The sequence below is a fragment of the Burkholderia sp. AU27893 genome, from assembly GCF_002223205.1.
Lineage (GTDB): Bacteria > Pseudomonadota > Gammaproteobacteria > Burkholderiales > Burkholderiaceae > Burkholderia.
Map to the genome: position 1 here is coordinate 341,132 of NZ_NKFD01000004.1, position 24,272 is coordinate 365,403.

A 24,272-nucleotide genomic window follows, 5' to 3' on the forward strand; every position below is an offset into this window, starting at 1 on the left:
ACGTGCATGCATCACGGACGGATGCGATCCGTGCGGTTCAGCCTGTCGCGCTCGGCATGAAAGCACGCCGGGCGCGCTTCTGCTCGCTGCCTGTCTATCCGCCGGCCCTGCAGGGTCGCGCCAGCTACCCCCACCCGATACACGCGCGGCCACGCCGAGCCGGACCTCTGCCGCTACTGGCCGCCTTGGTACAGTTCGTTGAGACGCTGAAGATCCCCCGACTTCTGCATCCGCAGGTATTCCTCCTTGACTTGTGCGCGGCTGAGCCCGGCCGGCCCGCCTGCCTGCGATCCGCCGGTGGGCATGCTGCCCATCGACGTCGCACTGATCGCCGAGTCGGACGGCTTGCTCGACGCCGCCGCGGCGCCATCGTCCTGCGCCCGGGCGAGACCTGACGCACTCAACACACAAATGGCGGCGAGCGCCGCCTTGACCATGCTTTTCATCGTGGCACCTCACATGAACAAGCAATGCAACAACCCCGACGCGGATGCTGCATCGTCCGTGTATGTCGACGTGGCGCATGCGTGCGGCTGCCCGTACGCGCAACTCGACCCGCCCCCGGCAATTCATCAAGGTTTTACGGCGACTGACGCGTCGGCATGCGCAGATTCACGCGATGGTTCTGTCACGCGTGTCGAGTCGTCCCGTGCGCGTTTGACTCGCGCATCGTGAATCGGGTCATTCCGTCGTCGTGGCATCGCGCCGGACAAATCCCCCATGCCGAACGCAGGAGTGAGTTCGTCACGCAAATGCAGCCGGAATGGCGGAATGATAGAACCCGCATGCCGGTTTAACGCCCTCTTGAAAGGGGGTATTTGCCGCCGTTGTCATGTGGAATGCCTACACTGCACAGACATCGCGGAGCGTGTGCAGTCGAGCGTCTCGCCGCGACCCGCGAACGAATCCGGTGCATGTTCGAGGAGCGCATTCATGTCTGACAAACACGTCGCGCTTGCCAGCCATATTCGTCGGCTCTGTTCGCTTGCCGTCGAGCCGCATCTCGTCATTCCTCATGTGATTGAGGCGGCCCGGCACATCGTCGGCGCCGACTGGGGCATGTTCTTCTATGCCGACGAACACTACGCCGTGTCGGACGTGTGCAGCGAAAACGAGGTCGTCTATTCGCTCTTGCCGACGTATTTCGCGAACATCCACAACACGTCCCGGCAGCAGGTGCTGGGCATCACGTTTTCCGATGCGATGCGCCGCGGGCGCGGCTTCGACAACAGCGCGCACTACGACGATGCATTGCTGGCGAGCGACATGTATGCGGATCTGTGGCGGCCGGTGTCGATGCGCCACTGTCTCGAGCTGACCGCGACGGACGGCACGCGCGGCTGGGGCAGCTTGCTGCTGTCGCGCGCACCGGGCGCGCGTCCGTTCTCGGAACAGAACCATCGCGACATCGAACCCGTGGCGCGGCATCTGGCCCATGCGCTGTCGCGGCCCGTGCAGCCAACGCTGCACGAATCGGAATGCAGCGAGTCCGCGACCCTGGTGGTCGACGACGATGGCCGGCTCCTGCTGCACAACGCCGACAGCATCCGGATGCTGGCGCTCGCGACCGGCGAGCCGGTCGCGTTCTACCGCAACGAACGCCTGCCGGACTGGCTCGCGCCGCTGCGCTCGAACCTCGACCGGATCTGGCTCGGCTACCCGGCGCCACCCGCGACGCTCGAGCGTCGCAGCCTTGCGGGGCGTTTCCGCTTCAAGGCCTATCGATGTACCGACGCGGTCGCGTTGCAGCGCGATGCCGCGATCGTGATTCATATCGAACACTTTCCGCCGCTCAGGCTGATGGTCGAACGGCTCGGTTTCGCATTCGGCCTCACCGAGCGACAACGCGAACTCTGCGTGCCGCTCGTGCTGGGCCGCTCGCACAGCGAGATTGCGCGCGACTTCGCGCTGCGCGACAGCACGGTCGTCGATCATGTCCGCAAGATCTATCGCCGGCTCAACGTCCACAATCATGACGAATTGCGCAGCGTGTTCCGGGCCGGGCGGCTCGACTAGGCTTCGACGCGTGCGGCGTGGTGCCTGGCGTGCCGTTACAGTGCGCGCCGGATCGCCTGCTCGAGCAACGACACCCCGAGATCGATTTCCGCGTCGCTGACGGTCAGCGGCGGCGCGATCCGGAAGACGCCGCCCATGCCCGGCAACTGCACGATGTTCATGCTGAGCCCGAGCTTCATGCATTCGCGCGTGATCTTCGCGCCGAGCCCGTCCGCCGGTTCCTTCGTGCGGCGATCCTCGACGATTTCGACGCCGAGCAGCAGACCGCGCCCACGCACGTCGCCGATGCAGTCGAAGCGTTCCATCAGGTCGAGCAGGCCGCGCCGGAGCCGGTCGCCCATCACGTTCGCCCGCTCGACGAGCCCGTCGCGCTGCACGACGTCCAGCACGCGCAGGCCGACGGCCGCCGGCAGCGGGTCCGACACGTGCGTCGTGTAGAACAGGTAGCCGAGTTCGTGTGCGCGTTCCTCGATTGCCGCGGACGTCACCATCGCCGCGAGCGGCAGCCCGGCGCCGAGCGTCTTCGACAGCGTCAGGATGTCGGGCGTCACGCCGTCGCGCTGGCACGCGAACATCGTGCCGGTGCGGCCGACGCCCGTTTGCGCCTCGTCGAGGATCAGCAGCATCCCGCGTTCCTCGCACTTGCGCTTGAGCGCCGCCATATAGCCTTCCGGCAGTTCGATGATCCCGCCCGAGCTGAGGATCGGCTCCGCGATGAACGCCGCGAGGTTGCCGCTCGACTGGCGATCGATCAGGTCGAACGCGTAGTCGAGTTCGGCGAGGAAGTCATAGGCACCATTGCGCTCGAAGCGCGGCCGGTACGTGAACGGCGCCGGAATCGCGAACGAGCCGACGGCGGCCGGGCCGACGCCCTTGCGGCCGGCGCTGTACGTGGCCGACGCGGCCGCGCCGGTCATCCCGTGCCACGACTGCGCGAAGCCGACGATCTCGTACTTGCCGGTGACGAGCTTCGCCATCCGGATCGCCGCTTCGTTCGATTCCGCGCCGGTGCTGAGCAACAGCGCGCGATCGAGCCCGGCGGGCGTGACGTCGGCGAGGCGCGTCGCAAGGTCGACGACGGGCCGCGACAGCATTCCGCTGAACAGGTGGTCGAGTTTGCCGGCGTATTCGCCGATCACGGACACGATCTCCGGATGGCTGTGGCCGAGCACCGCGCTCATCTGGCCCGACGTGAAATCGAGGATCGCGCGACCGTCCGCGTCGTACACGAAGCTGCCTTGCGCGCGCTCGATGATCATCGGCTCGAACGTGCCGCCGTAGCGGACCAGGTGCTGCCTGGCATTGCGCCAGAAGGTCGGGTCGTCGTTCAGGGACATCGGGTGTCTCCAGGAAAGGGGCAGGGGGCGCTTGCAGTCTAGGCGCGCGTCTGGTTTGATGGAAACGAATAGTTCTAATGCAAGGTAGAAAAGGAGCTAATACCTTGGGGCTTTCGCTCGAAATCGACCTGCTGCGCTCGTTCGTCGTGATTGCCGAGGTGCGCGCGCTGAGCCGCGCGGCCGCGCGCGTCGGCCGGACCCAGTCCGCGCTCAGCCAGCAGATGAAGCGGCTCGAGGAGGCCGTCGACCAGCCGCTGTTCCAGCGCACCGGGCGCGGCGTGGTGCTGACCCATCCGGGCGAGCGGCTGCTCGTCCACGCGCAGCGCATCCTGCGACTGCACGACGAGGCGATGGCCGACCTGTGCGGCACGGGGTTGTCGGGGACGATCCGCTTCGGCTGCCCGGACGATTACGCGGCAGTCTGGCTGCCGTCGCTGCTGCGGCAGTTTTCGAGCCAGCATCCACAGGCGATCGTCGAGGTCGTGTGCGGGCCGACGCCGCGGCTCATCGAGCAACTGGACAAACGCGCGGTCGACCTGGCGATGATTTCATTGCCGGACGACGGCGCGAACGACGACGTCATTCGCCGCGAGCAACTGGTCTGGATCGGCTATCCGGGATTGGAGCCCGCGCATTTCGATCCGTTGCCGCTGGCGCTGTCCGATCGCGACACGCTCGATCACCTCGCGGCCTGCGAGGTGCTGGATCGTGCGGGTCGCGATTACCGCGTCGCGTATGCGAGCAGCAGTCTCGCGGGGCTGATCGCGCTCGTGCGTTCCGGGCAGGCGTTCGCGGTGATGACGCAGACGGCGGTGCCGGCAGATCTGGCGATCGTCACCGGCGATCCGCGCCTGCCGCCGTTGCCGGCGGTGGGCATTGCGCTGAAGTTCGATCGCAAGCGGCCGTCGCATTTGACGGCGGCGTTCGCCGAGCATATCCGGCTCACGCTGCCGCTGTTGTGACGCGCGCGGCCGCCGCGCCGACGCATCACTCGACCGTCGACGAGGCCGACATCGTGGCCGGGCCGCGTGCGTCGGCATCGGCCGCCGCATCGCGCATGCGGATCGCCGCCTGCATGCCGGACAACTTGAGTTCGGTCTCCTGATATTCGTTGGCCGGCTCGGAATCGGCGACGATGCCGCAGCCCGCGAACAACCGGCACGCGCCGCCGTCGACCAGCGCCGAGCGCAGCGCGACGATGAAGTCGCCGTTGCCGTGCGCGTCGATCCAGCCGACGGGCGCCGCATACCAGCCGCGATCGAAGCCTTCATGCGCACGGATGTGGTCGAGCGCTTCGGCACGCGGATGGCCGGCCACGGCCGGCGTCGGATGCAGCGCCGCGACGACCTGCAGCAGCGTCGCGTCCGCCTTCAGCGTCGCGCGGATCGGCGTGCTCAGGTGCTGCAGCCTCGGCAGCCGGTGCAGCGACGGTTGCTCGGGCACGTCGAGCGTGCGCGACAGCGGCGCGAGCGCCGCGCGGATCGCGTCGACGACGAGCGCGTGTTCGAGCCGTTCCTTCGCGGAATCCATCAAGGCCGCGCCGAGCGCGCGATCGTCGTCGGGCGTGGCGCCGCGCCGGATGGTCCCGGCCAGCGCATGCGTGCGCACGTCGCCGGCCGCGACACGCGCGAGCCGTTCCGGCGTGGCGCCGACGAAGCAGGCCCCGTCGCGGCGGACCGCGAACAGGTGCGCATGCGCGTCGCGCTTGCGCAGCCGGCGCAGCAGCGGCGCGATGGCAACGGGCCGCGCGTACTGTTCGAGCACGTCGCGCGCGAGCACGACCTTGCCGAACGCACCGCCGTGGATCGCGTCCACCGCGCGCCGGACTTCGTGCTGCCATTCGCTCGCCTGCAGTGCCTGCGTGTGCAGCAGATGCGGGGCATCGTCGTCATGGGCGGCGGCGAGCGTGCCGAGCGACTCGATGCGCGCGAGGCATGCATGCGCGAGCGCGGCCGGATCGTCGTGCGCGGCGACGATGTGCTGGCAGACGGCCCAGTGCGCATCGCCTTCGCGCACGATCAGCAGCTTCGCCACCGTCATGCTCGCGTCGGGAAACGGCGCCCAGTGTGTGCTGCGTGGGCCATGCGAGTCGAACCGGAAGCCGCCGACGAGGCGCGGCGGTTGCGGGCCGGCCATCACCGCATCGCGAACGAGCGTGCGCCAGCGTGCATCGATCTGCGCGAAGCGCGTGTCGCCGGTGGCGGTCAGTTCGAGCACGCCGTCCCAGCCGAACAACGTGACGGACGCATCGCCGGCTTCGTGAAAGCACCACGGCGTGGCGCCGTCGTCCCACGCGGCGATCAGGTCGAAGAAGTCGAGCGGGCGCAGCGGCACCGACACCGACGCGAGTGTCGGCGTGCCGGTGTCGGCGGCGCGGCGGGCCGCGCGGGCGAAGGTGTCGTGCAGCAGCGGGAGGCCGGCGTTCATGCGAGCCCCCGCTGTTGCCGCCAATACTGCGTCTGCTGCGCGATGTACCACGCGATCAGGCCCGAGAACAGCGTCTCGACGTAGTCGGCATCGAGGCCGGCCTGTTCGGCCCAGCGGCGCCGGTCGGGCAGCATCGCGGCCACCCGTTCCGGCGCGGCGATGCTCGCTTCGTCGGGCTTGAAGCGCGATGCAGCCTTCACGTACTGCATGCGCCGGCCGAGCGCGTCGATGATGTCGGCGTCCAGGCGATCGATGGCTTCGCGAATGTCGGGCAGCCCCGTGCAGGCGTCCGGTGTCTTCATGTGTACTCCTTTCCGTAACGAAGGGATTGGTCGATCCGTTCGACCAGATGCGCGATCACCGCCGGGTATTGGTGGCGCAGGTAGAAGTGGTCGCCGCTGAACGTCTCGATGCGGATCGGGCGCGACGCGACGTCCTGCCACGCATGCGCCTCGTCGTGGTCGAGCTCGGAATCGGCAAGCGGCAGCATCACGCCGAGCGGCGTCGTGAGCCGCGGCGGCCGGTCGCGGCGGTACGTCTCGATCGCGCGGTAGTCGCTGCGGATCATCGGCAGGTAGAGCGCGCGCATTTCCGGATCGGCGAGCAGCGCGGCGTGCTCGCCGGACAGCCGCGCGACATCGCCTACCAGCGCATCGTCGGATTGCAGGTGCAGGTCCGACAGGCGCTGGCGATGCGGCGGCGGCAGCGCGGAGACGGCCAGGTAAAGCGGCGCCGCGCCGCGCGCTTCGAGTCGCGCCGCCACCTCGTACGCGAGCGCCGCGCCGAGGCTGTGCCCGAACAGCACGAGCGGCGCGTGGGCATAGCGTTGCAGCGCGTCGGCGGCGGGGCCGGCGAGTGCGTCGATCGACGTCAGGCACGGCTCGCCGAAGCGTTCCTCGCGGCCCGGATACTGCAGCGCGAGCAGGTCGACGTCCCACGGCAGCGCGCGGCTCCAGCCACGAAAGAAATTCGCGGTGCCGCCGGCGTGCGGGAAGCAGACGAGTTGCGCGCGCGGGCACGGCGACAGGCGCAGTTCGCGGATCCAGTTCGAATCGGTCGGCCGCGCGCTCATGCGGCCGCCGCCTGCAACTGGCGGCGCAGCAAGTCGCGCAGCGATTTCTTGCTGGTCTTGCCGATGCCGGTTTCCGGGAAGCGCGGCATGAACTCGATGCGATCGGGAATCTTGAACGCCGCGAGCCCGCAGTCGCGCAGGTAGCGTTTCAGCACCAGCCTGGACGGTGCGGGCGCACGGGCGACGACGAACGCGCACGTGCGCTCGCCGAGCAGCGGGTCGGGCATCGCGACCACCGCCGCGTCGTGCACCTGCGGGTGGGCGAGCAACAGGTTCTCCACTTCCTCGGCGGAGACCTTCTCGCCGCCGCGATTGATCTGGTCCTTGTCGCGGCCTTCGACGACGAGGTCGCCGTCCGCGGTGCGCCGTACGCGGTCGCCGCTGCGATAGAAGCCGTCGGCGGTGAACGCGGTCGCGTTGTGCTCGGCGAGCCGGTAGTAGCCGCGGATCGTGTACGGGCCGCGCACCTGCAGTTCGCCGATTTCACCGGGCGCGACGGGTTCGCCGGCATCGTCGACGATGCGCACTTCGTCGCCGTCCGACACGGGGCGGCCCTGCGTGTGCGCGATCCGTTCGGGCGAATCGTCGAGCCGCGTGCAGCAGATGAGCCCTTCGGCCATCCCGAACACCTGCTGCAGCGTGCAGCCGAGCACGGTCGTCACGCGCGCGGCCGCGTGGTCCATCAGTCGTGCGCCGCCGACCTGCAGCACGCGCAGGCTCGACAGGTCGGCCCGCCGTTGCGGCTGTTCGTCGAGCCACAGCAGCGCGAGCGGCGGCACAAGCGCGGTATGCGTGACGCGCTCCCGCGCGATCAGCGCGAAGCTCTGTTCGGGCTCGGGCCGCCCGGTCGTGATGACGCGGCCGCCCGCGAGCAGCGCGCCGATCGTGCCGGGGCAGCACAGCGTGAAGTTGTGCGCCATCGGCAGCGCGGCGAGATACACGGTGTCGGTGTCGAAGCCGCTCGCGGCGCTGCACGCGCGCACGTTGTACAGGTATTCGCGGTGACGGCGCGGGATCAGCTTCGGCGTGCCGGTCGTGCCGCCCGACAGCTGGAAGCACGCGATGTCGTCGGCGCGTGCCGCGCATTCGCGCAGCGGCGGCGCGTCGTACAGCGCGTCGAACGGCGTGAACGCGTGATCGTCGCCGGCCATCACGACGTGCTCGAGCGTCGGGCAGTCGGCCTGCAACGCGGCCGCGAGCGGGCGGCAGTCGAATTCGCCGAGTTGCGCCGCGCCCAGATACGCACGCGCGTCGGCGAAGCGGCAGAACGCGCCGATCTCGTAGTGCCGGTGAGCGGGGAGGGCGAGCACCGGCCGCACGCCGAGCTGGAACAGCGCGAAGCACGTCTCGATGAAGCGTGCGCCGTTCGGCAGGTGGACGACGACCGCGTCGCCGCGCGTCAGGCCGAGACGCGCGAAGCCGCCCGCCAACCGGCGGATGCGCGCGAGCAGGTCGCGATAGCTGAGCCGGCAGGCGCCGTCGACGACGGCGAGCGCATCGGGATCGCGCTGCACTTGTGCGTCGAGCGCATCGAAGAAAGTGGTGTCTTGCCAATAGCCGGCGTCGCTGTAGCGGCGCGCGAAGTCGTCGGGCCAGTCGGGCGCGTCGGCCGGGAAGGCCGGCGCCACGGAGGGAAGGGAGGATTGCATGCGCTGACCTTGGGTTCCGGCAAGTTGTCAGAAAATGTAAATGAGAGGTATTATCATTTGTAACAAGTGCTGCGATAGCGCCGTTTCTTTCGATATCGCGGCAATTTCATTCGATCGGGCGCCTGTCGCGCGGCGCCCGCCCGGCCCGGCCGGACAATCGGCCGGTTGCCGCCGGCGCGCGCCGGGCCGCGCGTGCCGCCTAACCAACGGACCTCCGATGAGCTCGACCTCCTTCGCTTCGTCACGACGTCACCCGCCGGTGCTCGTGCCCGGCAATCATCCGGGCGTGGTGCACATCGACGCGGGCATGAAACTCATGAGCGGCACGCTGTGCTCGGATAGCCGCGACTGGTACGAGGAGCCGCTCGAAAAAGGGCTGAAGCTCGTCCTCGTGCAGAGCGGGCAGCTGCGCTGTCGTGTGCCGGGCCAGCCCGAGCAGTGCATCAAGGGGCCGGGCCTGTGCGTGATCGCCAACGACGGCGAATTCACGACGCACCAGATCTATGACCGCGACACGCCGCTGCGCTACACGATCGTGCAGCTCGGTCTCGACGCGCTCGACCGCAACCTGAGCCTGTTGCCGGAGAAAATGCTCGCGCCGACGGGCGGCGATCCGCGTATCGTCAGTTGCCCGGCGTCGAAGGCACTGCAGGCGCTCGCGGTGCAGATCGCGACCTGCCCGTTCGAGGGCGCGGTGCGCGAGTACTACCTGAAGGCCAAGGCTTTCGAGCTGACCGCGTTGAGCGCGCAATTGCTGGCGACGCAGCGGCAGTTCGCGCCGGCCGACGTGCGCGTCACGTCGTCGGACGTCGAGCGCGTGTATGCGGCGAGCGACATCCTGGCGCGCGAGCTCCAGCAGCCGCCCACGCTCGACGCGCTCGCCGGTAGGGTGGGGATGAATTCACGCAAGCTGACGGCCGGTTTCCGCAAGGTGTTCGGCACGAGCGTGTATGCGTACCTGCAGGAATACCGGCTGCGGACCGCGCACGCGATGCTGTGCGCGGAGGACGCGAACGTGTCGACCGTGGCGTACCGCGTCGGCTATAGCCCGGCCCATTTCTCGATCGCATTCCGCAAGCGCTACGGCATTTCGCCGAGCGATATTCGTGCGTCGTCGAACGCGATCGACGACGTCGAGACGGAGCGCGCGGCAATCTAAAACAACTGACCGGCAGCCTAAAGCAATCGACAAGGCTTATGGGAGTGAATGAGATAGATTCTCATTCACGGGTGGCCGCCGCCGCGCGGATCCGCCATCGAACGACCCATACAAGGCGTGCCCATGAGCCAGACCGCTGTCGATTCCAGCATCGATCATTCCGATCCTTCCCGTTTTTCTCCCATTGCCTTTCGCTCGCAGCTCGTCGCGATGATCGCCGAGCTGCTCGACGAGCCCGTCGACGAAATCGCGTCGCTCGACGATGACGAGGACCTGCTGAGCTGCGGCCTCGATTCGATCCGGCTGATGTATCTGCAGACGCGCGTGAACCGCCTCGGCTACGCGCTGACGTTCGATGCGCTCACGCGTACGCCGACGCTCGGCGCGTGGGCCGAACTGCTCGCGAATGCGCCGCGCGTCGTTCCCGCGGCGCCTGACGTCGAGGCGGCCGAGGTCGTCGACGTCGACGTGCATGCGCCGTTCGACCTGTCCGCGGTGCAGCAGGCGTACTGGCTCGGCCGCGGCGACGGCGAAGTGCTCGGCAACGTGAGCTGTCATGCGTTCCTCGAGTTTCGCTGCCGTGCGATCGATCCCGTTCGTCTCGACGCGGCATGCCGGCTCGTGCGCGAGCGCCATCCGATGCTGCGTGCGCGCTTCACCGGGGGCCGCCAGCAGATCGTCGCGGCGCCGGACGCGCCGGTGTTCGCGCATGCGGACTGGCGTGACAGGACGGCCGCCGAGGCGGAAACCGAATGGGTGTCGCTGCGCGCGCGCCGGTCGCACGAATGTCTCGACGTCGAGCGCGCGCAGGTCTTCATGATGGGGCTCGTGCAGATGCCCGGTGGTGAAGATCGCGTGTGGCTGAGCGTCGACCTGCTCGCGGCCGACGTGGACAGCGTGCGGCTCCTGATGCAGGAAATCGGCGCTGCCTACGCCGAGCCGTCGGCGTTGCCAGACGCGCCGTCGACGTGGTTCCCGGCCTGGCTCGCGCGTCGCGCGGCCGATACGCGCGATGCGCGGGCCGCGGCGCGCGACGCATGGCGGGCGCGACTCGCCACGCTGCCGGAAGGGCCGGCGCTGCCGCTCGCCCGTGCGCCGGAAACGATCCGTGCGCCGCGTTTCAGCCGCGTCGCGCATACGCTGAGCACGGCCGAACTCGCGCGCCTGCAGGCGCGGGCCGCGCAGCATGGCGTCACGCTGTCGTCGGTGTTCGGCGCGGCGTTCGCCGCGGTGCTCGCACGCTGGAGCGGCCGTCACGCGTTCCTGCTCAACGTGCCGCTGTTCGACCGGCATGGCGATGCGCCCGATCTCGGCCGCGTGATCGCCGATTTCACGACGCTGCTGCTCGTCGAATGCGACCTGCGCGCCGACGCGAGCGCGGCCGACGCGGTGCGCGCGTTCCAGCAGCGGCTGCACGGCGCGATCGCGCAGGCCGCGTATCCGGCGCTCGACGTGCTGCGCGATGCGCGCCGGCAGGGCACGTCGCGTGCGGCGCCCGTCGTGTTCTCGTGCAACCTCGGCGATGCGCCGTTCGTGCCCGATGCATTCGCGCGCGTGTTCGGCGATCTGCACGACATGATTTCGCAGACACCGCAGGTGTGGCTCGACCATCAGCTCTATCGCGTGCCGGACGGCGCGCTGCTCGCGTGGGACAGCGTCGACGGCCTGTTTCCCGACGGGATGATCGATGCGATGTTCGGTGCGTATGTCGCGCTCGTGCAGGCGCTGTGCGATCGCGACTGGCGGCTGCCGATCGCCGTCGAGCTGCCGTCCGCGCAGCGACGCGTGCGCGAGGCGCTCAACGCGGTGCCCGCACCCGGGCGGCCGCGCACGCTGCATGCCGACTTCTTCGCATTGGCCGCGCGCGAGCCGGCAGCCGTCGCGTTGCGGTGCGGCGAGCAAGCGGTGACGCGCGGCGAACTGGCCGCACGGGCGCTGGCGATCGCGGGCGGCTTGCGTGCGGCCGGCATCGGTCACGGCGACGCCGTCGAGATCAGTCTGCCGCGCGGGCCCGCACAGGTGGCCGCGGTGTTCGGCGTACTGGCCGCCGGCGCGTGCTATGTCCCGCTCGACATCGCGCAGCCCGCCGCGCGCAAGGCGTTGATCGAACGCGCGGCCGGGGTAAAGGCCGTGATCGGCGACACGACGCTCGCCGATGCAGCGTTGCCGCATGTCGGCGTCGCGGCGCTGATGCGGCACGAACCGCTGGCCGCGCCGCTCGCGGTGGCACCGCAGGCCACCGCGTATGTGATCTACACGTCCGGTTCGACGGGCGTGCCGAAAGGTGTCGAGATGACGCATGCGGCGGCGCTCAACACGATCGATGCGATCGATGCGCTGCTCGGCCTGAGTGCGCAAGATCGCTTGCTCGCGGTATCGGCGCTCGATTTCGACTTGTCGGTGTACGACCTGTTCGGCGTGCTCGGTGCCGGTGCCGAGCTTGTGCTGCCGACCCAGGATGACGCGCGCGACGCGGCGCGCTGGATCGAGCTGATCGCGCAGCATCGCGTGACGCTGTGGAATTCGGCGCCCGCGCTGCTGGAGATGGCGCTGGCGGTGCCGGCCGCGGCCGACGCGTGCCGCAGCGTGCGCGCGGCGCTGTTGTCCGGCGACTGGATCGCACTCGATCTGCCGGCGCGCCTGCGTGAACGGTGCGGCGACGCGTGTGCGTTCCATGCGCTCGGCGGCGCGACCGAGGCCGGCATCTGGTCGAACGTGCAGACGGTGCGCGACGTGCCGCCGGACTGGCGTTCGATTCCGTATGGCCGTCCGTTGCCGGGGCAGGCCTATCGCGTTGTCGATGCCGACGGCCGCGACGTGCCGGACTACGTGCCGGGCGAACTGCTGATCGGCGGCGACAGCCTCGCGCGCGGCTACCGGAACGATCCCGAGCTGACCGCGCAGCGCTTCGTGCAGCAAGCGTCGGGCCGCTGGTATCGCACGGGCGACCGGGGCCGCTACTGGCCCGACGGCACGCTCGAATTCCTGGGGCGCGAGGATCGCCAGGTGAAGGTGCGCGGGCACCGGATCGAACTGGGCGAGATCGAGGCCGCGCTGGCCGCGCATTCGCTGATCGACGGTGCGTGTGCGAGCGTGGTCGGCGGCGAGGCCGCGCGCATCGCCGCGGCATTCGTGCCGGCCGATCGCGCACCGGATGCAACACCGTCATCGCCTGTACTCGCGGAAGCGGACGTGGCCGATACGCTGCACGCTGAGGCGGCCGTCGCGCGTGCAGTCGCCGATCGGCTGCTCGACGGCGATGCCGGTTTGCCGCCGTCGCTGCGCGCGCATTGGCATGCAAAGGATGACGTATCGATGTCGATCGACGGCGCGCTCGATCGGCTCGACTGGTTTGCCGCCGATCTCGACGACCTGACCGGAGCGCTGCGTGCGCTCGCGGCGGACCCGGAAGGCGCCGCGCGGCGTGTGCCGCTCGATCCGCGGATCGCACCGCTGGCGTTCGCGGCGCGTCTGCCGGACGGCGCACGCGCACTGCGCGAGTTTGGCGATGCACTGCAGGCCCAGGCCGCCGCGCGCACCGAACCGATGCGGGTCGCGGTGCTCGACGCGCGCGCCGGGCAATGGTTCGATGCGGGGCTCGGCGTGCTCGACGATCCGCGCTTCGACGTGACGCTGTTCGACGCGTCGCCGGGTCTGCTGCACAACGCGCAGGCGTACTTCACACGAACGATGCCGACGTTGCAGGCGATGCAGGACGGCCTGCTGCCCGCCCGCCATCTCGGCCGGTTCGATTGCGTGATCAGCTTCGCGGCGGCGCACCTGCGTGACGATCCGCGCGAGACGTTCCGGATCGCGGCAGCGTTGCTGGCGCAGCATGGCCGCCTGCTGCTCGCCGACGTGCTGCGCGATTCGCCGCTGCGCGAACTCGTCGCGGGCGTGACGGGCGATGCGTCGCTGCCGCGGCTGTTTGCACCCGATGCGCTGGCGTCGGCGGCACACGCATGCGGCTTTGCGCTGGATGATTCGCGGAGCTGGCGCTCGACTGCCTTTGCCTGTATCGACGCGCGTCATGTCGGCGAACCGGTTGCGCAAGCGGCGCTGGCCGACTGGCTGCGCGACCGGTTACCTGACGCGATGCGTCCCGATGCGCTGTGGTGCGTCGCGCGCTGGCCGCTCAACGCGAACGGCAAGATCGATCGGCGAGCGGTGGGCGACGCGCTCGCGCGGGCGCTCGGCGACGCACCGGCCGCGCACGATGCGTTCGTGCCGGCCGACGACCGGCAGGCGACGCTGCTCGCGTGCTGGGAGCACGCGCTCGGCCGCCCGGCGAATGCGCGCGACGCGACGTTCTTCGCGCTCGGCGGCGACAGCCTGCTCGCGACGCGCCTGCTCGCGCAACTGCGCGAGCGGCTCGGCGTGCGGGTCGGGATGGCGGCGTTCTACCGGCAGCCGACGCTCGCGGGTCTCGCCGCACAGCTCATCGAAGCTGCATCGGCAGCACCGGTCGCGCCTGTCTCGCAGGCCGAGGGCGACACGCCCGTCGCGACGATCGAGGAGGGCGTGCTGTGAGCTTCGATGACGTGCTCGATCTTTGCCGCGAACGCCGGATCGAACTGTGGTGCGACGACGGCGGACAGTTGCGCTATCGCGCGCCGGCCGGCGCACTCGATGCGGACCTGGCCGCGCGCATCAAGGCCGAACGCGATGCGTTCATCCGCTTTCTGCAGGACGGCGCGTGGCGCAGCGATCCGGCGCGGCGCCACGAGCGGTTCGCGTTGACGCCGGTGCAGGCCGCGTATGTGCTCGGCCGGCACGAATCGTTCGAGTTCGGCGGCAACGCGTGCCATCTGTATGTCGAATACGGTGAGCCAGCGAATCTCGACTGCGTGCGCTTCGAGGCGGCGTGGAATGCGTGCGTCGCGCGGCATCCGATGCTGCGCGCGATCGTCGAGGACAACGCATGGCAGCGCGTGCTGTCCGACGTGCCGTGGCAGCCGCTCACGGTGCACGACCTGCGCGAAGCCGATGCGAGCGGATTCGACGCGCACGTGAAGCGCGTGCGCGAGCGCCTCGATCATGCGGTGCATGCGCTCGACCGCTGGCCGGTGCTGCAGCCGGAAGTGAGCCTCGGGCCGGACGGCGCGGTGCTGCACCTGTCGGTCGATTTCACGTTGATCGACTACGCGAGCCTGCAATTGCTGCTCGCCGAATGGCGGCGCCGTTACGACGATCCGCAATGGCAGCCTGCGCCGCTCGATGCGACGTTCCGCGATTACGTGGTCAATGAAGCCCAGGCGGGCACGCGTGCCGATCATGCGCGTGACAAGGCGTGGTGGCTGGCGCGCATCGACGATCTGCCCGCGCGGCCCGATCTGCCGGTGGTGCCCGCGATGCAATCGGATACGCGGCCGCGCTTCACGCACCGGCATGCGCGGCTCGATCGCGCGCAATGGACCGCGTTGAGCGGACACGCAAGCCGCTTCGGGCTGAGCGCGGCGAGCGTCGCGCTGGCTGCGTTCGCCGAAGTCGTCGGCCGCTGGAGCCAGTCGCCCGCGTTCTGCCTGAACCTGACGGTGCTGAACCGGCCGCCCGTGCATCCGCGCATCGACGCGGTGCTCGGCGATTTCACCGCATTGAGCCTGCTTGCTGTCGACGCGACGCAAGGGCGCGATTTCGTCGAGCGTGCGCGCACGATCGGTGCGCGGATGTTCGACGACCTCGATCATCGCGCGTTTACCGGTGTCGACGTCATGCGCGAACTCGCGCGGCGGCGCGGCAAGGATGCGGCGCTGATGCCGGTGGTGTTCACGAGCGGCATCGGCAGCGTGGGCCGCCTGCTTGGCGAGCACGCGGGCCGCGCCGAGCCGCCTCTCTACATGATCAGCCAGACGCCGCAGGTCTGGCTCGACTGCCAGGTGACCGATCAGTTCGGCGGGCTGGAAATCGGCTGGGATGTGCGCGACGACCTGTTTCCGGACGGCATGCCCGCGGCGATGTTCGACGCGTACGTCGCGCTGCTGGGCCGGCTCGCGGCTGAAGCCGAATGGTGGTCGCGCGAGGGGGACATCGTGCTGCCGTCCGCCGCGCCCGCCGCCGAGGTTCATCCGGATGCCGATGCGCATATCGCGGCCGGCTTCGCCGCGCAAGCGTTGCGCACGCCCGATGCGCCGGTGGTGATCGATGCGCAGGGCGCGCGCACGTATCGCGATGTCGCGCAGCACGCGGCGGCGCTGCGGTCCGCGCTTGAAGGGGCCGGCGTCGGCGTGGGTGACACCGTCGCGGTGCTGATGCCGAAGTGCGCGCATCAGCTCGCGGCCGTGCTCGCGATCGTGCAGTCGGGCGCCGCGTACGTGCCGGTCGACAGCCGCCAGCCGGCGCTGCGGCAACAGGCGATCCTGCGCAATGCGCGGGTGCGTGCGGTTGTCAGCGTGCAGGCGCTCGATTTCGACCATGATGGGTGCGCGCGCATCGATATCGACACGTTGCCGATCGATCCGCAATGGCCGCCGCGCGCGGCGCACGAAATCGACGGCGACGCGCTCGCGTACGTGATCTATACGTCGGGCTCCACCGGCGAGCCGAAGGGCGTGATGCTGAGCCACGCGGCCGTGTGCAACACGCTCGCCGACATCAGTGCGCGCCACGCAGTCGGTGACGGCGACGTCGTGCTCGGCCTGGCCGAACTCAGCTTCGACCTGTCCGTCTACGACTTCTTCGGCGCGACCGCGCGCGGCGCGTGCATCGTGCTGCCGGATCCGTCGCGCGGCAACGATCCGTCGCACTGGGCCGAGCTGATGGTGCGCCATCGCGTGACGCTGTGGAACTCGGTGCCCGCGCAGGGGCAAATGCTGATCGACTACCTCGAAGGCGAACCGGCGCTCGACGTGCCGGGCCCGCGCCGCGTGCTGTGGTCGGGCGACTGGATTCCGGTCACGCTGCCCGCGCGCTGGTGGCGGCGCTGGCCCGACTGCGCGCTGTTCAGCCTGGGCGGCGCGACCGAGGCGTCGATCTGGTCGATCGAGCATCCGATCCGTGCGGCGGACACGCAGCTTGCCAGCATTCCCTATGGTCGCGCGCTGACCGGGCAGACGATGGAAGTGCTCGACGCACTCGGCCGGCCGTGCCCGCCCGGCGTGCGCGGCGAGATCCATATCGGCGGGGTGGGGCTCGCGACGGGTTACGCGAACGATCCCGAGCGCACGGCCGAACGCTTCATCCGTCATCGCGACGGGCGCAGACTGTATCGCACCGGCGATCTTGGCCGCGTGCGCGCCGACGGTTCGCTCGAATTCCTCGGGCGGCAGGACGATCAGGTGAAGATCCGCGGCTACCGGATCGAGCTGGCCGAGATCGACGCGGCGCTGACCGCGCATCCGCTCGTCGGCGCAGCCGCCACCATCGTGCTCGGCGAAGGCGCGGAGCGCCGGCTCGCGAGCTTCGTGTCTCTGCACGGAGCGGAGCCATCGACGTCGGTGCACGACGACGCGCTTCACGAGGTTGCGAAGCAGGTGCGTACGGCGTTCGACGCCGCGCGCTGGCCCGAGCAGGCGGACGTGGTGAAGTCGGTTGCCCAGCTCGAAGCGGCCTGCGTCGCGTCGCTGGCCGCCTGGATCGTGCCGGCTGGCGAGCTTGCCGATGACGCCGCGACGGATTTCGCGACGTTGTGCGAACGGTTGCGCGTGCCGGCGGCGCGACAGCATCTGCTGCGCCACTGGCTCGCCATGCTCGACAAACACGGCGTGCTTCAGGCGGACGCCGAAGCGGGCGGCTGGCGTCTGCGGCCCGATGCCGGCCACGCCGACGCACACGCATGCTGGGATGCATTCGCGCAGGACGCCTCGCCCGAACTGTGGCCGATCGTCCTCATCGACTATTTCCGCGACAGCGCGGGATGCATCGACGGGCAGGTGGACGGCAGCGTGTCGCCTGCCGGCCTGATGTTCCCGGAAGGCGCATCGCATATCGCCGACGCGATGTACAGCGACGGCGAACATGCGCATGCGCTGCACAACGGGATGGCGCAGGCCGTGCGCGCGGTCGTTGCGCGCGAGCCGCAGCGTCCGTGGCGCATCCTCGAGATCGGCGCGGGAACGGCCGCGGCGACGCGTTCGATCGTCGCTGCCCTTGCACCGCTGGTCGAAGCGGGTGCGCGGATCGACTACCTGTTCAGCGACGTGTCGAGCTATTTCCTTGCAGCGGCGCGCGAGCGCTTCGCTGCGTATCCGTGGATGCGGTTCGTGCGGTTCGACATGAACGCACCGTTCGACGCGCAGGGCATCGCGCCGCATTCGATCGACGTCACGATCAGCTCGGGCGCGCTGAACAATGCGCGCGATACGGTCGCGCTGATCGCCGGGCTGCGTGCGCTGTCGGCGGCCGATGCGTGGTGGGTGATCCAGGAACTGACGACCGAGCATCCGGAGATCAGCATCAGCCAGGGGCTGATGATGGAAACGCCGAACGACGCGCGTGCCGAGTCGGCGCGATTGTTCGTGCCGCGCGTGCAGTGGCTCGAATGGCTGCAGTCGGACGGTGGCGATCGTGCGCTCGGTTGCGTGGCGCCCGGCACGCCGCTCGACGCGCTCGGCTACGACATCCTGCTTGCGCACGTGAAGCGCGGTGCGGCGCGCATCGCGCCGGACGCGCTGCTGGCGTTCGTCGCGGAGCGCGTGCCGGGCTACATGGTGCCGTCGCAACTGCGCGTGCTCGACCGTCTGCCGGTGACGTCGAACGGCAAGATCGATCGCCGTACGCTGGCCGGCATCGCCGACATCCGCGAACCGGAGCCGGCGGCCGCGCGACCCGTCCACACGCAGACCGCCGCCGATCCGTTGCTGGCCCGGTTGATCGGCTTGTGGGAAGCGGTGCTCGATACGCGTAACGTCACGCCGGATCAGGACTTCTTCGCGGCGGGCGGCGATTCGCTGCTGATCGCACAGCTCGTGTCGCGGCTGCGTGGCGAGGAACCGCTTGCACAAGCGCATCCGTTCGACCGGCTGCTGCGCTGGGTGCTCGCGCAACCGACACCCGCTGCGTTCGCGCAATGCCTGCGCGATGCGGGTGAGCAGCGGGCGGCCGCGACATCGCCTGCTGCCCCGCGCACGACTCACGCGTCGGCGGTCATCCACGCACCTGCGCCACGCGTGCGTGCCGACGTACGCCCGATTCCGCTTGCGCCGGGCGACGGCGTGCCGCGCGTGATCGTCCACGAAGGGCTCGGCACCGTGCATGCGTATCGTCCGGTCATGCCGGCGCTCGCGCGGCTTGGCCCGGTGCTCGGCTTCGCGGTGCGCGACGCGCAGGACTATCTCGAGGTGCCGGCGCGCCACCTGAACGCGACGCTCGGCCGGCGCTATGCCGACGCGTTGTGGCGCACCGGCGTGCGCGAAGTCGACGTGCTCGGCTACTGCTCGGGCGGGCTGGTCGCGCTCGAAATGGCGAAGTCGCTGGTGCAGCTCGGCGTCGACGTGCGCACGCTGGACATCGTGTCGAGCTACCGGATTCCGTACCTGATCGAAGACGAACGGCTCGTGCTGTTCAACTTCGCGGCGACGCTCGGGCTGCCGCTCGACGCGCTCGGGTTTCCGGAAACGTACGTGCTGGCCGACGCGCTCGCCGACGCATTGAAGGCCGACCCCGCGCGTCTCGCGCCCGGCAGCCTGCAGGCGCAGCTGGAAATCTTCGGCGATCGCTGCGAGCCGCTCGACGCGTTGCGCCGCCGCGTGCTGCGCGCGGCGGCCGGATTGTCGATGCAGGATGCGGTCGCGCATCCGCTGCTCGACGAACGCGAACGGTTGTACCGGCTCTTCATGCATTCGGTGCAGGCGAGCCACTGGGCCGGCGACGCGCCGTATGCGGGCGCGCTGCGGCTGTTCGTGCCGGAGCGCTGCAACCCGCTGATTCCGCAGCAGCGCGCGGCGCTCACCGAATACTGGACGGCGCAGGCGCTCGGCGGCATCACGGCCGTCGATATCCCCGGCGGTCATTTCGACTGCCTGAATACCGCGTTCGTCGACACCCGCCTGAAGGAGGCGCAATGAAGGTCCATCCGCTGCCGGTCGTCGTGGCCGGCTCACGCTTCGGCCAGTTCTATGCGGCGGGCCTCGCGGCGTCCAGCGCGTATCGTGTCGCGGGCATCCTGGGGCAGGGCAGCGCGCGCACCGCCGCGCTGGCCGCGCGTGTCGGCGCGCCCGTGTTCGATGCACCTGAATCACTGCCGGAGGACGTGCGGGTCGCGTGCGTCGCGGTCGGCGGCGCGGCGCGCGGTGCCGACGGGGCCGGGCTCGCGTGCCGGCTGCTCGAACGCGGGATCGATGTCGTGATCGAGCATCCGCTGCTGCCCGACGAATGGAGCAGCGTGCTGCGCACCGCGTCGCGCCACGGCCGCCGTTGCCTGCTCAACAGCTTCTATCCGAACCTGCCGGTCGTCTCGCGTTTCATCGCCGTCGCGCGACGGCTGCGCGAAACGAGCGCGCCCGTGCATGCGGATGTCGTGTGCTCGGTGCAGGCCAGTTTCGCGGCGCTCGACGTGCTCGCGGCCGCGCTGCAGGGCGTGGGCCCGTGGTCAGTCGAGCCGGTGGGGCCGGCGCTGTCGTCGATGCGCGAATGCGCGATGGTGCTCGCCGAAACACCCGTGTCGCTGCGTGTGCACAACGAGATGGCGGCGGCCGACGATGGCCGGATGAGCCTGTTGTTCAGCATCACGCTGACGACGGACGCCGGCACGTGGACGCTCGCGTCGCCGCACGGCCCGCTGTGGTGGGCCCCCGCGCTGCGTGAACCGGAGATCGACGAACACGGGCTGTTCCCGATCTTCGGCGAGACGGCGGGCAGCGACATGCCGAGCGTCCAGATCTGCGACGACGCGCGCGACACGTGGGGCGCGATTCATGCGCGCAGCTGGCCGCAAGCGGCCGTGCGCGCGGTCGATCGGCTCGTGTCGGGCGAAGGGCTGCACGCGTGCAACCAGCGCAGCATCGACGTGACACGTGTCTGGCAGCAACTGACGATGCAGCTCGGGTTTCCGGAGCAGCCGCCGGGCGACGCGCGCGCGGCCACGCTCGGCATGCTGCTGGAGCGTGCCGCATGAAGGGGCCCTTGCTATCGATGTTGCGGCCGTTCGCGGTGCCGCTCGTCGCGGCGGTCGTGTTGCAGGCGCTGGCGGGTGTCGCGTCGCTCGTGCCGTGGCTCGCGCTCGGCCGGGTCGCCGACGCGTGGCGTGCAACCGCGCAGCTCGACGCAACGGCACGCGGCTGGCTCGTCGCGGCCGTGGTGGCCGGCGTGGGCTGGCTGGGCGGCCAGACGGTCGCGCTGCACCTGACGCACCGGGTCGACGCCGATCTCGCCGACCGCTTGCGCAGGCGCCTCGCCGATCATCTGCAACGCCTGCCGCTCGGCTGGTTCGCGCGGGCAGGCAGCGATCGCGTCGCGCGTCACGTCGACCAGGACGTGCGTGCGCTGCACCAGCTCGTCGCGCACGCACCGGCCGATGTCACGCAACTCATCGTCGTGCCGTGCGCGGCGCTGGCGTGCCTGCTTTACCTGAATCCCGCGCTGCTTGCGTTCGCGCTCGTGCCGCTCGTCGCGGGTGCCGCGCTGTTTCGCTGGATGCGTTCGGCGCGGTTCGTGCCGGCCGTCGCGTCACGCAACGCGGCGCTTGAACAGCTGATGGGCGATTACGCGCAGCTCGCGCAGAACCCGGCGCTCGTGCGGCAGTATCCGGGCGCCGGCATCGAGGCGGCCGCGCTCGCGTCGACCGGGCGCTTCGAACAGGCGTTTTCGGCGTGGGTCGGCCGCGTCGGCGGGCCCGGTGCGTGCACGCAGGTGCTGCTCGGCACGCCGTTCCTGCTCGCGTGGGTCGTGTTCGGCGCGATGTGGCTCACGGCCGGCCGCTTGCCGGTCGGCGAACTGTGCGCGTTCGCGCTGCTGATCTGGGCGGTGGCCGCGCCGGTGCGCGCGCTCGGCCACGGTGCCGACGCATTGTGCGAGGCGCGCGCGGCTGCGGTACGCGTCGATGCGTTGCTCGCACTGCCGGTCTTGCCTGAACCTGCCGTTGGTGCCGCGCAGGTGCCGCGCGATGCGTCGATCGAGCTGCGCGGCGTGCGTGTCGACATCGACGGCACGCCGATCCTGCGCGACATCGACGCGACGATCGCGGCCGGCACGACCACCGCGATCGTGGGACCGTCAGGCGCGGGCAAGAGCACGCTGCTGATGCTGCTCGCCCGCTTCATGGATCCGGACCACGGCACGGTGCGGCTCGGCGGCGCCGATCTGCGGCTGCTCGCGTCGGATACGCGGCGCGAACAGATGGCGATGGTGTTCCAGCAGGCCGCCGCGCTCGACGTGTCGATGGCCGCGAACATCGCGCTTTACCGGCCCGATGCCGATCGCGACGCGATTCGCGCGGCCGCGCGCGCGGCCTGTCTCGATGAACGCATCGACGCGCTGCCGGGCGGCTACGACTGCGTGTGCGGGCGCGACGTGCGGCTGTCCGGCGGCGAACTGCAGCGGCTGGCGATCGCGCGTGCGCTGCTGTCGCCGGCGCCGCTGCTGCTGCTCGACGAACCGGCCTCGGCGCTCGATCCGCAAACCGGGCGCGCATTGCGCAATGCGCTGCGCGGCGACATGCGCACGCGCGTGATCGTCAGCCACGATCTCGACGCGGTCCGGCATGCGGACCAGATTCTCGTGATGGATCGCGGCCGCATCGTCGAGCGCGGCACGCATGCGGCGCTGCTGGCCACGCGCGGGTTGTATGCGCGGCTATGGCGCGAACGCGGTGCCGCGGGCGAGGAGGTCGCATGATGATGAAGTCGCTCAAACGTTTGCAGTGCCTGCCCGCCGAAACCCGTCGCGCGCTGTGGCGCGGCGCGGGCTGGGCGGTGGCCGCCGCATTGCTCGACGGTGCCTGCGGATTGCTGCTCGTGCCGTTGATCCGCGCATGGTTTGCCGGCGCGCAGGCGGCCGTGCTGCACTGGACGACCGCGCTCGGCGCGCTGACGCTGTGTCACGCCTTCGTGCTGTACGTCGCACAACGCGGCGGCTATCGCGCGGGCGGCGCGCTCGCGGCCGGTCTCGTCGAGCGCCTCGTGCGGCACCTGCCGCGCATCGCGTCGTGGCAGGCCGTGCGCGACAGTCATCCGGCCGGGCTGCTGCGCGGGCCGGTGATGCAAGCGATGGGGATTCCCGCGCACCTGCTCGGGCCGCTGATCGGCGCGGTCGTGACGCCGCTCGCGGTCGTCGCGGGGCTCGCGTGGATCGACTGGCGCATCGCGCTGTGCCTCGCGGCCGCGGCCGTGCTGCTGTTCGCACTGCTCGAACGCGGCGGCACGCGCACGCTCGCGTTCGAGCAATCGCGCGCGGCGGGCGATCGCGACATGGCCGTGCAGCTTCAGACCTTCGCCGCGCATCAGGGGCTGCTGCGCTTCGCGGGCCAGGAAGGCGACGCGCGCGCGGCGCTACAGCACGCATTCGACGAGCAGCATCGCCGCACGCGTGCGCTGATGCGGCGCTCGCTGCCGATCGAGCTTGGCTTCGCGGGCGCGGTGCAGGGCGTGTTCGTCGCGATGCTGGTCGGCGGCGCGTGGGCCGTCTCCGCCGGCCGGCTCGATGCCGCGACGGCCGTGGCGGTGCTCGTGCTGCTCGTGCGCTTCATCGAGCCGCTCGCGCAGCTCACGCAGCTCGACCAGGCGCTGCGCGGCGGCTGGCGCGCGCTCGACACGGTGCTCGCGGTGCTGCATGCGCCGCTTTTCGACAGCCCCGAGCGCGGCACGCCGGTGCACGATGCGAGCGTCGACGCGGTGCGCGTCGGCTACCGGTCGGCCGCCGGTGCGACACTGCTCGACGGCGTCGACCTGCATTGCCCGGCGGGTGGCTTCGTCGCGATCGTCGGCCCGACGGGGGCCGGCAAGAGCACGCTGCTCGGCCTGCTCGCACGGCTCGACGATCCGGCCGCCGGACGCGTGCTGCTCGGCCGCGCCGATGTGCGGCACCTGAGCGAGGCGACGCTCGCCGCGACGCGCAACCTCGTGTTCCAGGACAACGGGCTGTTTCGCGGCAGCCTCGCGTGGAACGTGCGAATGGGCCGCCCGGACGCGACCGATGCCGAGCTGCGCGATGCACTGGACGCGGTCGGCCTGCTGCGCGACGCCGAGCGGTTGCCTGACGGGCTCGAATCCGACGTGGGGCCGGGCGGCCAGTTGCTGTCGGGCGGGCAGCGTCAGCGCGCGTGCCTCGCGCGCGCGCTGCTGGCGCGTGCACCGGTGCTGATGTTCGACGAGCCGACCGCGAGCCTCGACGAACTGAGCGCGCGGCGCGTGCGCGACAGCCTCGTCGCGCTGCGCGGGCAGCGCACGCGCATCGTCGTCACGCACCAGCCGGCACTGGCGGCGGCCGCCGACACGATCGTCGTGCTCGACGCGGGCCGGGTGCGGGCGACCGGCACGCACGCGCAGCTGGTCGAGACCGACGCGTGGTACGCGACGTTCGCCCGCGCGGGGCGGCCGTCCGACGTGTCGCCGACAGCCGACTCGGACGTGGACGCCCGGCCGGCCGAATCCGAACACTGACGTGAACAATGCGATCCGGCATGCCCGGAATCGATAGGAAAAGCCCCTCGATCGAAAAATCGCCCGCCGGTTCTATTTGAT

The 24,272-nt window shown here is 70.2% G+C and carries 14 protein-coding genes; 8 read left to right on the forward strand and 6 right to left on the reverse strand.

Annotated features, from left to right (window positions below; genetic code table 11):
* Window positions 1-173: 173 nt before the first annotated feature.
* Window positions 174-446, reverse strand: a complete 273-nt coding sequence (locus CFB47_RS21425; protein ID WP_089462190.1) for a hypothetical protein — start codon at window positions 444-446, stop codon at window positions 174-176.
* Between the two features lie 487 nt (window positions 447-933).
* Here CFB47_RS21425 and CFB47_RS21430 point away from each other — a divergent pair, with 487 nt between their 5' ends.
* A complete protein-coding gene (locus tag CFB47_RS21430) occupies window positions 934-2,016 on the forward strand; it encodes a LuxR C-terminal-related transcriptional regulator (protein WP_089462191.1) in 1,083 nt (360 codons plus the stop codon).
* Window positions 2,017-2,051: 35 nt separating this feature from the next.
* Here CFB47_RS21430 and CFB47_RS21435 read toward each other — a convergent pair whose 3' ends face one another.
* Window positions 2,052-3,353: an aspartate aminotransferase family protein gene (locus CFB47_RS21435; RefSeq protein ID WP_089462192.1), complete on the reverse strand. Its 1,302-nt coding sequence runs from the start codon at window positions 3,351-3,353 to the stop codon at window positions 2,052-2,054.
* Between the two features lie 77 nt (window positions 3,354-3,430).
* On the opposite strand from CFB47_RS21435, the gene CFB47_RS21440 reads away from it, so the two are divergent.
* Window positions 3,431-4,315, forward strand: coding sequence for a LysR family transcriptional regulator (locus CFB47_RS21440; protein ID WP_089462193.1), 885 nt, complete (start codon window positions 3,431-3,433; stop codon window positions 4,313-4,315).
* Window positions 4,316-4,340: 25 nt separating this feature from the next.
* On the opposite strand, the gene CFB47_RS21445 is transcribed toward CFB47_RS21440, so the two are convergent.
* Genes CFB47_RS21445 through CFB47_RS21460 form a run of 4 tightly spaced genes read right to left on the reverse strand, consistent with a single transcriptional unit; the run spans window position 4,341 to window position 8,501 of the window.
* Window positions 4,341-5,780 (reverse strand): isochorismate synthase, encoded by a 1,440-nt coding sequence (locus CFB47_RS21445; protein WP_089462194.1) that lies wholly within the window; start codon window positions 5,778-5,780, stop codon window positions 4,341-4,343.
* Entirely contained in the window at window positions 5,777-6,082 is a 306-nt protein-coding gene (locus CFB47_RS21450) for an isochorismate lyase (protein ID WP_089462195.1), read from the reverse strand. The genes CFB47_RS21445 and CFB47_RS21450 overlap by 4 nt, the downstream gene beginning before the upstream one ends.
* Entirely contained in the window at window positions 6,079-6,852 is a 774-nt protein-coding gene (locus tag CFB47_RS21455; protein WP_089462196.1) for a thioesterase II family protein, read from the reverse strand. Before CFB47_RS21455 ends, CFB47_RS21450 begins: the two co-directional genes overlap by 4 nt.
* The gene (locus CFB47_RS21460; protein ID WP_089462197.1) at window positions 6,849-8,501 is read right to left on the reverse strand and encodes a (2,3-dihydroxybenzoyl)adenylate synthase; all 1,653 of its coding nucleotides are present in this window, start codon (window positions 8,499-8,501) and stop codon (window positions 6,849-6,851) included. Before CFB47_RS21460 ends, CFB47_RS21455 begins: the two co-directional genes overlap by 4 nt.
* A gap of 217 nt (window positions 8,502-8,718) precedes the next feature.
* On the opposite strand from CFB47_RS21460, the gene CFB47_RS21465 reads away from it, so the two are divergent.
* The 6 genes from CFB47_RS21465 (at window position 8,719) to CFB47_RS21490 (ending at window position 24,191) form a co-directional block, all read left to right on the forward strand.
* The gene (locus CFB47_RS21465; protein WP_089462198.1) at window positions 8,719-9,660 is read left to right on the forward strand and encodes an AraC family transcriptional regulator; all 942 of its coding nucleotides are present in this window, start codon (window positions 8,719-8,721) and stop codon (window positions 9,658-9,660) included.
* 123 nt (window positions 9,661-9,783) lie between these two features.
* Complete coding sequence (locus CFB47_RS21470; RefSeq protein WP_089462199.1) at window positions 9,784-14,190, forward strand: non-ribosomal peptide synthetase; 4,407 nt, start codon at window positions 9,784-9,786, stop codon at window positions 14,188-14,190.
* Window positions 14,187-19,661 (forward strand): non-ribosomal peptide synthetase, encoded by a 5,475-nt coding sequence (locus tag CFB47_RS21475; protein WP_089462200.1) that lies wholly within the window; start codon window positions 14,187-14,189, stop codon window positions 19,659-19,661. Before CFB47_RS21470 ends, CFB47_RS21475 begins: the two co-directional genes overlap by 4 nt.
* Window positions 19,658-20,710 (forward strand): Gfo/Idh/MocA family oxidoreductase, encoded by a 1,053-nt coding sequence (locus tag CFB47_RS21480; RefSeq protein ID WP_089462201.1) that lies wholly within the window; start codon window positions 19,658-19,660, stop codon window positions 20,708-20,710. Before CFB47_RS21475 ends, CFB47_RS21480 begins: the two co-directional genes overlap by 4 nt.
* The gene (locus CFB47_RS21485; protein WP_089462202.1) at window positions 20,707-22,428 is read left to right on the forward strand and encodes an ABC transporter ATP-binding protein; all 1,722 of its coding nucleotides are present in this window, start codon (window positions 20,707-20,709) and stop codon (window positions 22,426-22,428) included. Before CFB47_RS21480 ends, CFB47_RS21485 begins: the two co-directional genes overlap by 4 nt.
* Window positions 22,425-24,191: an ABC transporter ATP-binding protein gene (locus CFB47_RS21490; RefSeq protein WP_373453151.1), complete on the forward strand. Its 1,767-nt coding sequence runs from the start codon at window positions 22,425-22,427 to the stop codon at window positions 24,189-24,191. Before CFB47_RS21485 ends, CFB47_RS21490 begins: the two co-directional genes overlap by 4 nt.
* Window positions 24,192-24,272: the final 81 nt, after the last annotated feature.

Coding starts and splice junctions, on each gene's coding strand:
- CFB47_RS21425 (WP_089462190.1), bottom strand. CDS start 446: ATGAAAAGCATGGTCAAGGCGGCGCTCGCCGCCATTTGTGTGTTGAGT.
- CFB47_RS21430 (WP_089462191.1), top strand. CDS start 934: ATGTCTGACAAACACGTCGCGCTTGCCAGCCATATTCGTCGGCTCTGT.
- CFB47_RS21435 (WP_089462192.1), bottom strand. CDS start 3,353: ATGTCCCTGAACGACGACCCGACCTTCTGGCGCAATGCCAGGCAGCAC.
- CFB47_RS21440 (WP_089462193.1), top strand. CDS start 3,431: ATGCAAGGTAGAAAAGGAGCTAATACCTTGGGGCTTTCGCTCGAAATC.
- CFB47_RS21445 (WP_089462194.1), bottom strand. CDS start 5,780: ATGAACGCCGGCCTCCCGCTGCTGCACGACACCTTCGCCCGCGCGGCC.
- CFB47_RS21450 (WP_089462195.1), bottom strand. CDS start 6,082: ATGAAGACACCGGACGCCTGCACGGGGCTGCCCGACATTCGCGAAGCC.
- CFB47_RS21455 (WP_089462196.1), bottom strand. CDS start 6,852: ATGAGCGCGCGGCCGACCGATTCGAACTGGATCCGCGAACTGCGCCTG.
- CFB47_RS21460 (WP_089462197.1), bottom strand. CDS start 8,501: ATGCAATCCTCCCTTCCCTCCGTGGCGCCGGCCTTCCCGGCCGACGCG.
- CFB47_RS21465 (WP_089462198.1), top strand. CDS start 8,719: ATGAGCTCGACCTCCTTCGCTTCGTCACGACGTCACCCGCCGGTGCTC.
- CFB47_RS21470 (WP_089462199.1), top strand. CDS start 9,784: ATGAGCCAGACCGCTGTCGATTCCAGCATCGATCATTCCGATCCTTCC.
- CFB47_RS21480 (WP_089462201.1), top strand. CDS start 19,658: ATGAAGGTCCATCCGCTGCCGGTCGTCGTGGCCGGCTCACGCTTCGGC.
- CFB47_RS21485 (WP_089462202.1), top strand. CDS start 20,707: ATGAAGGGGCCCTTGCTATCGATGTTGCGGCCGTTCGCGGTGCCGCTC.
- CFB47_RS21490 (WP_373453151.1), top strand. CDS start 22,425: ATGATGATGAAGTCGCTCAAACGTTTGCAGTGCCTGCCCGCCGAAACC.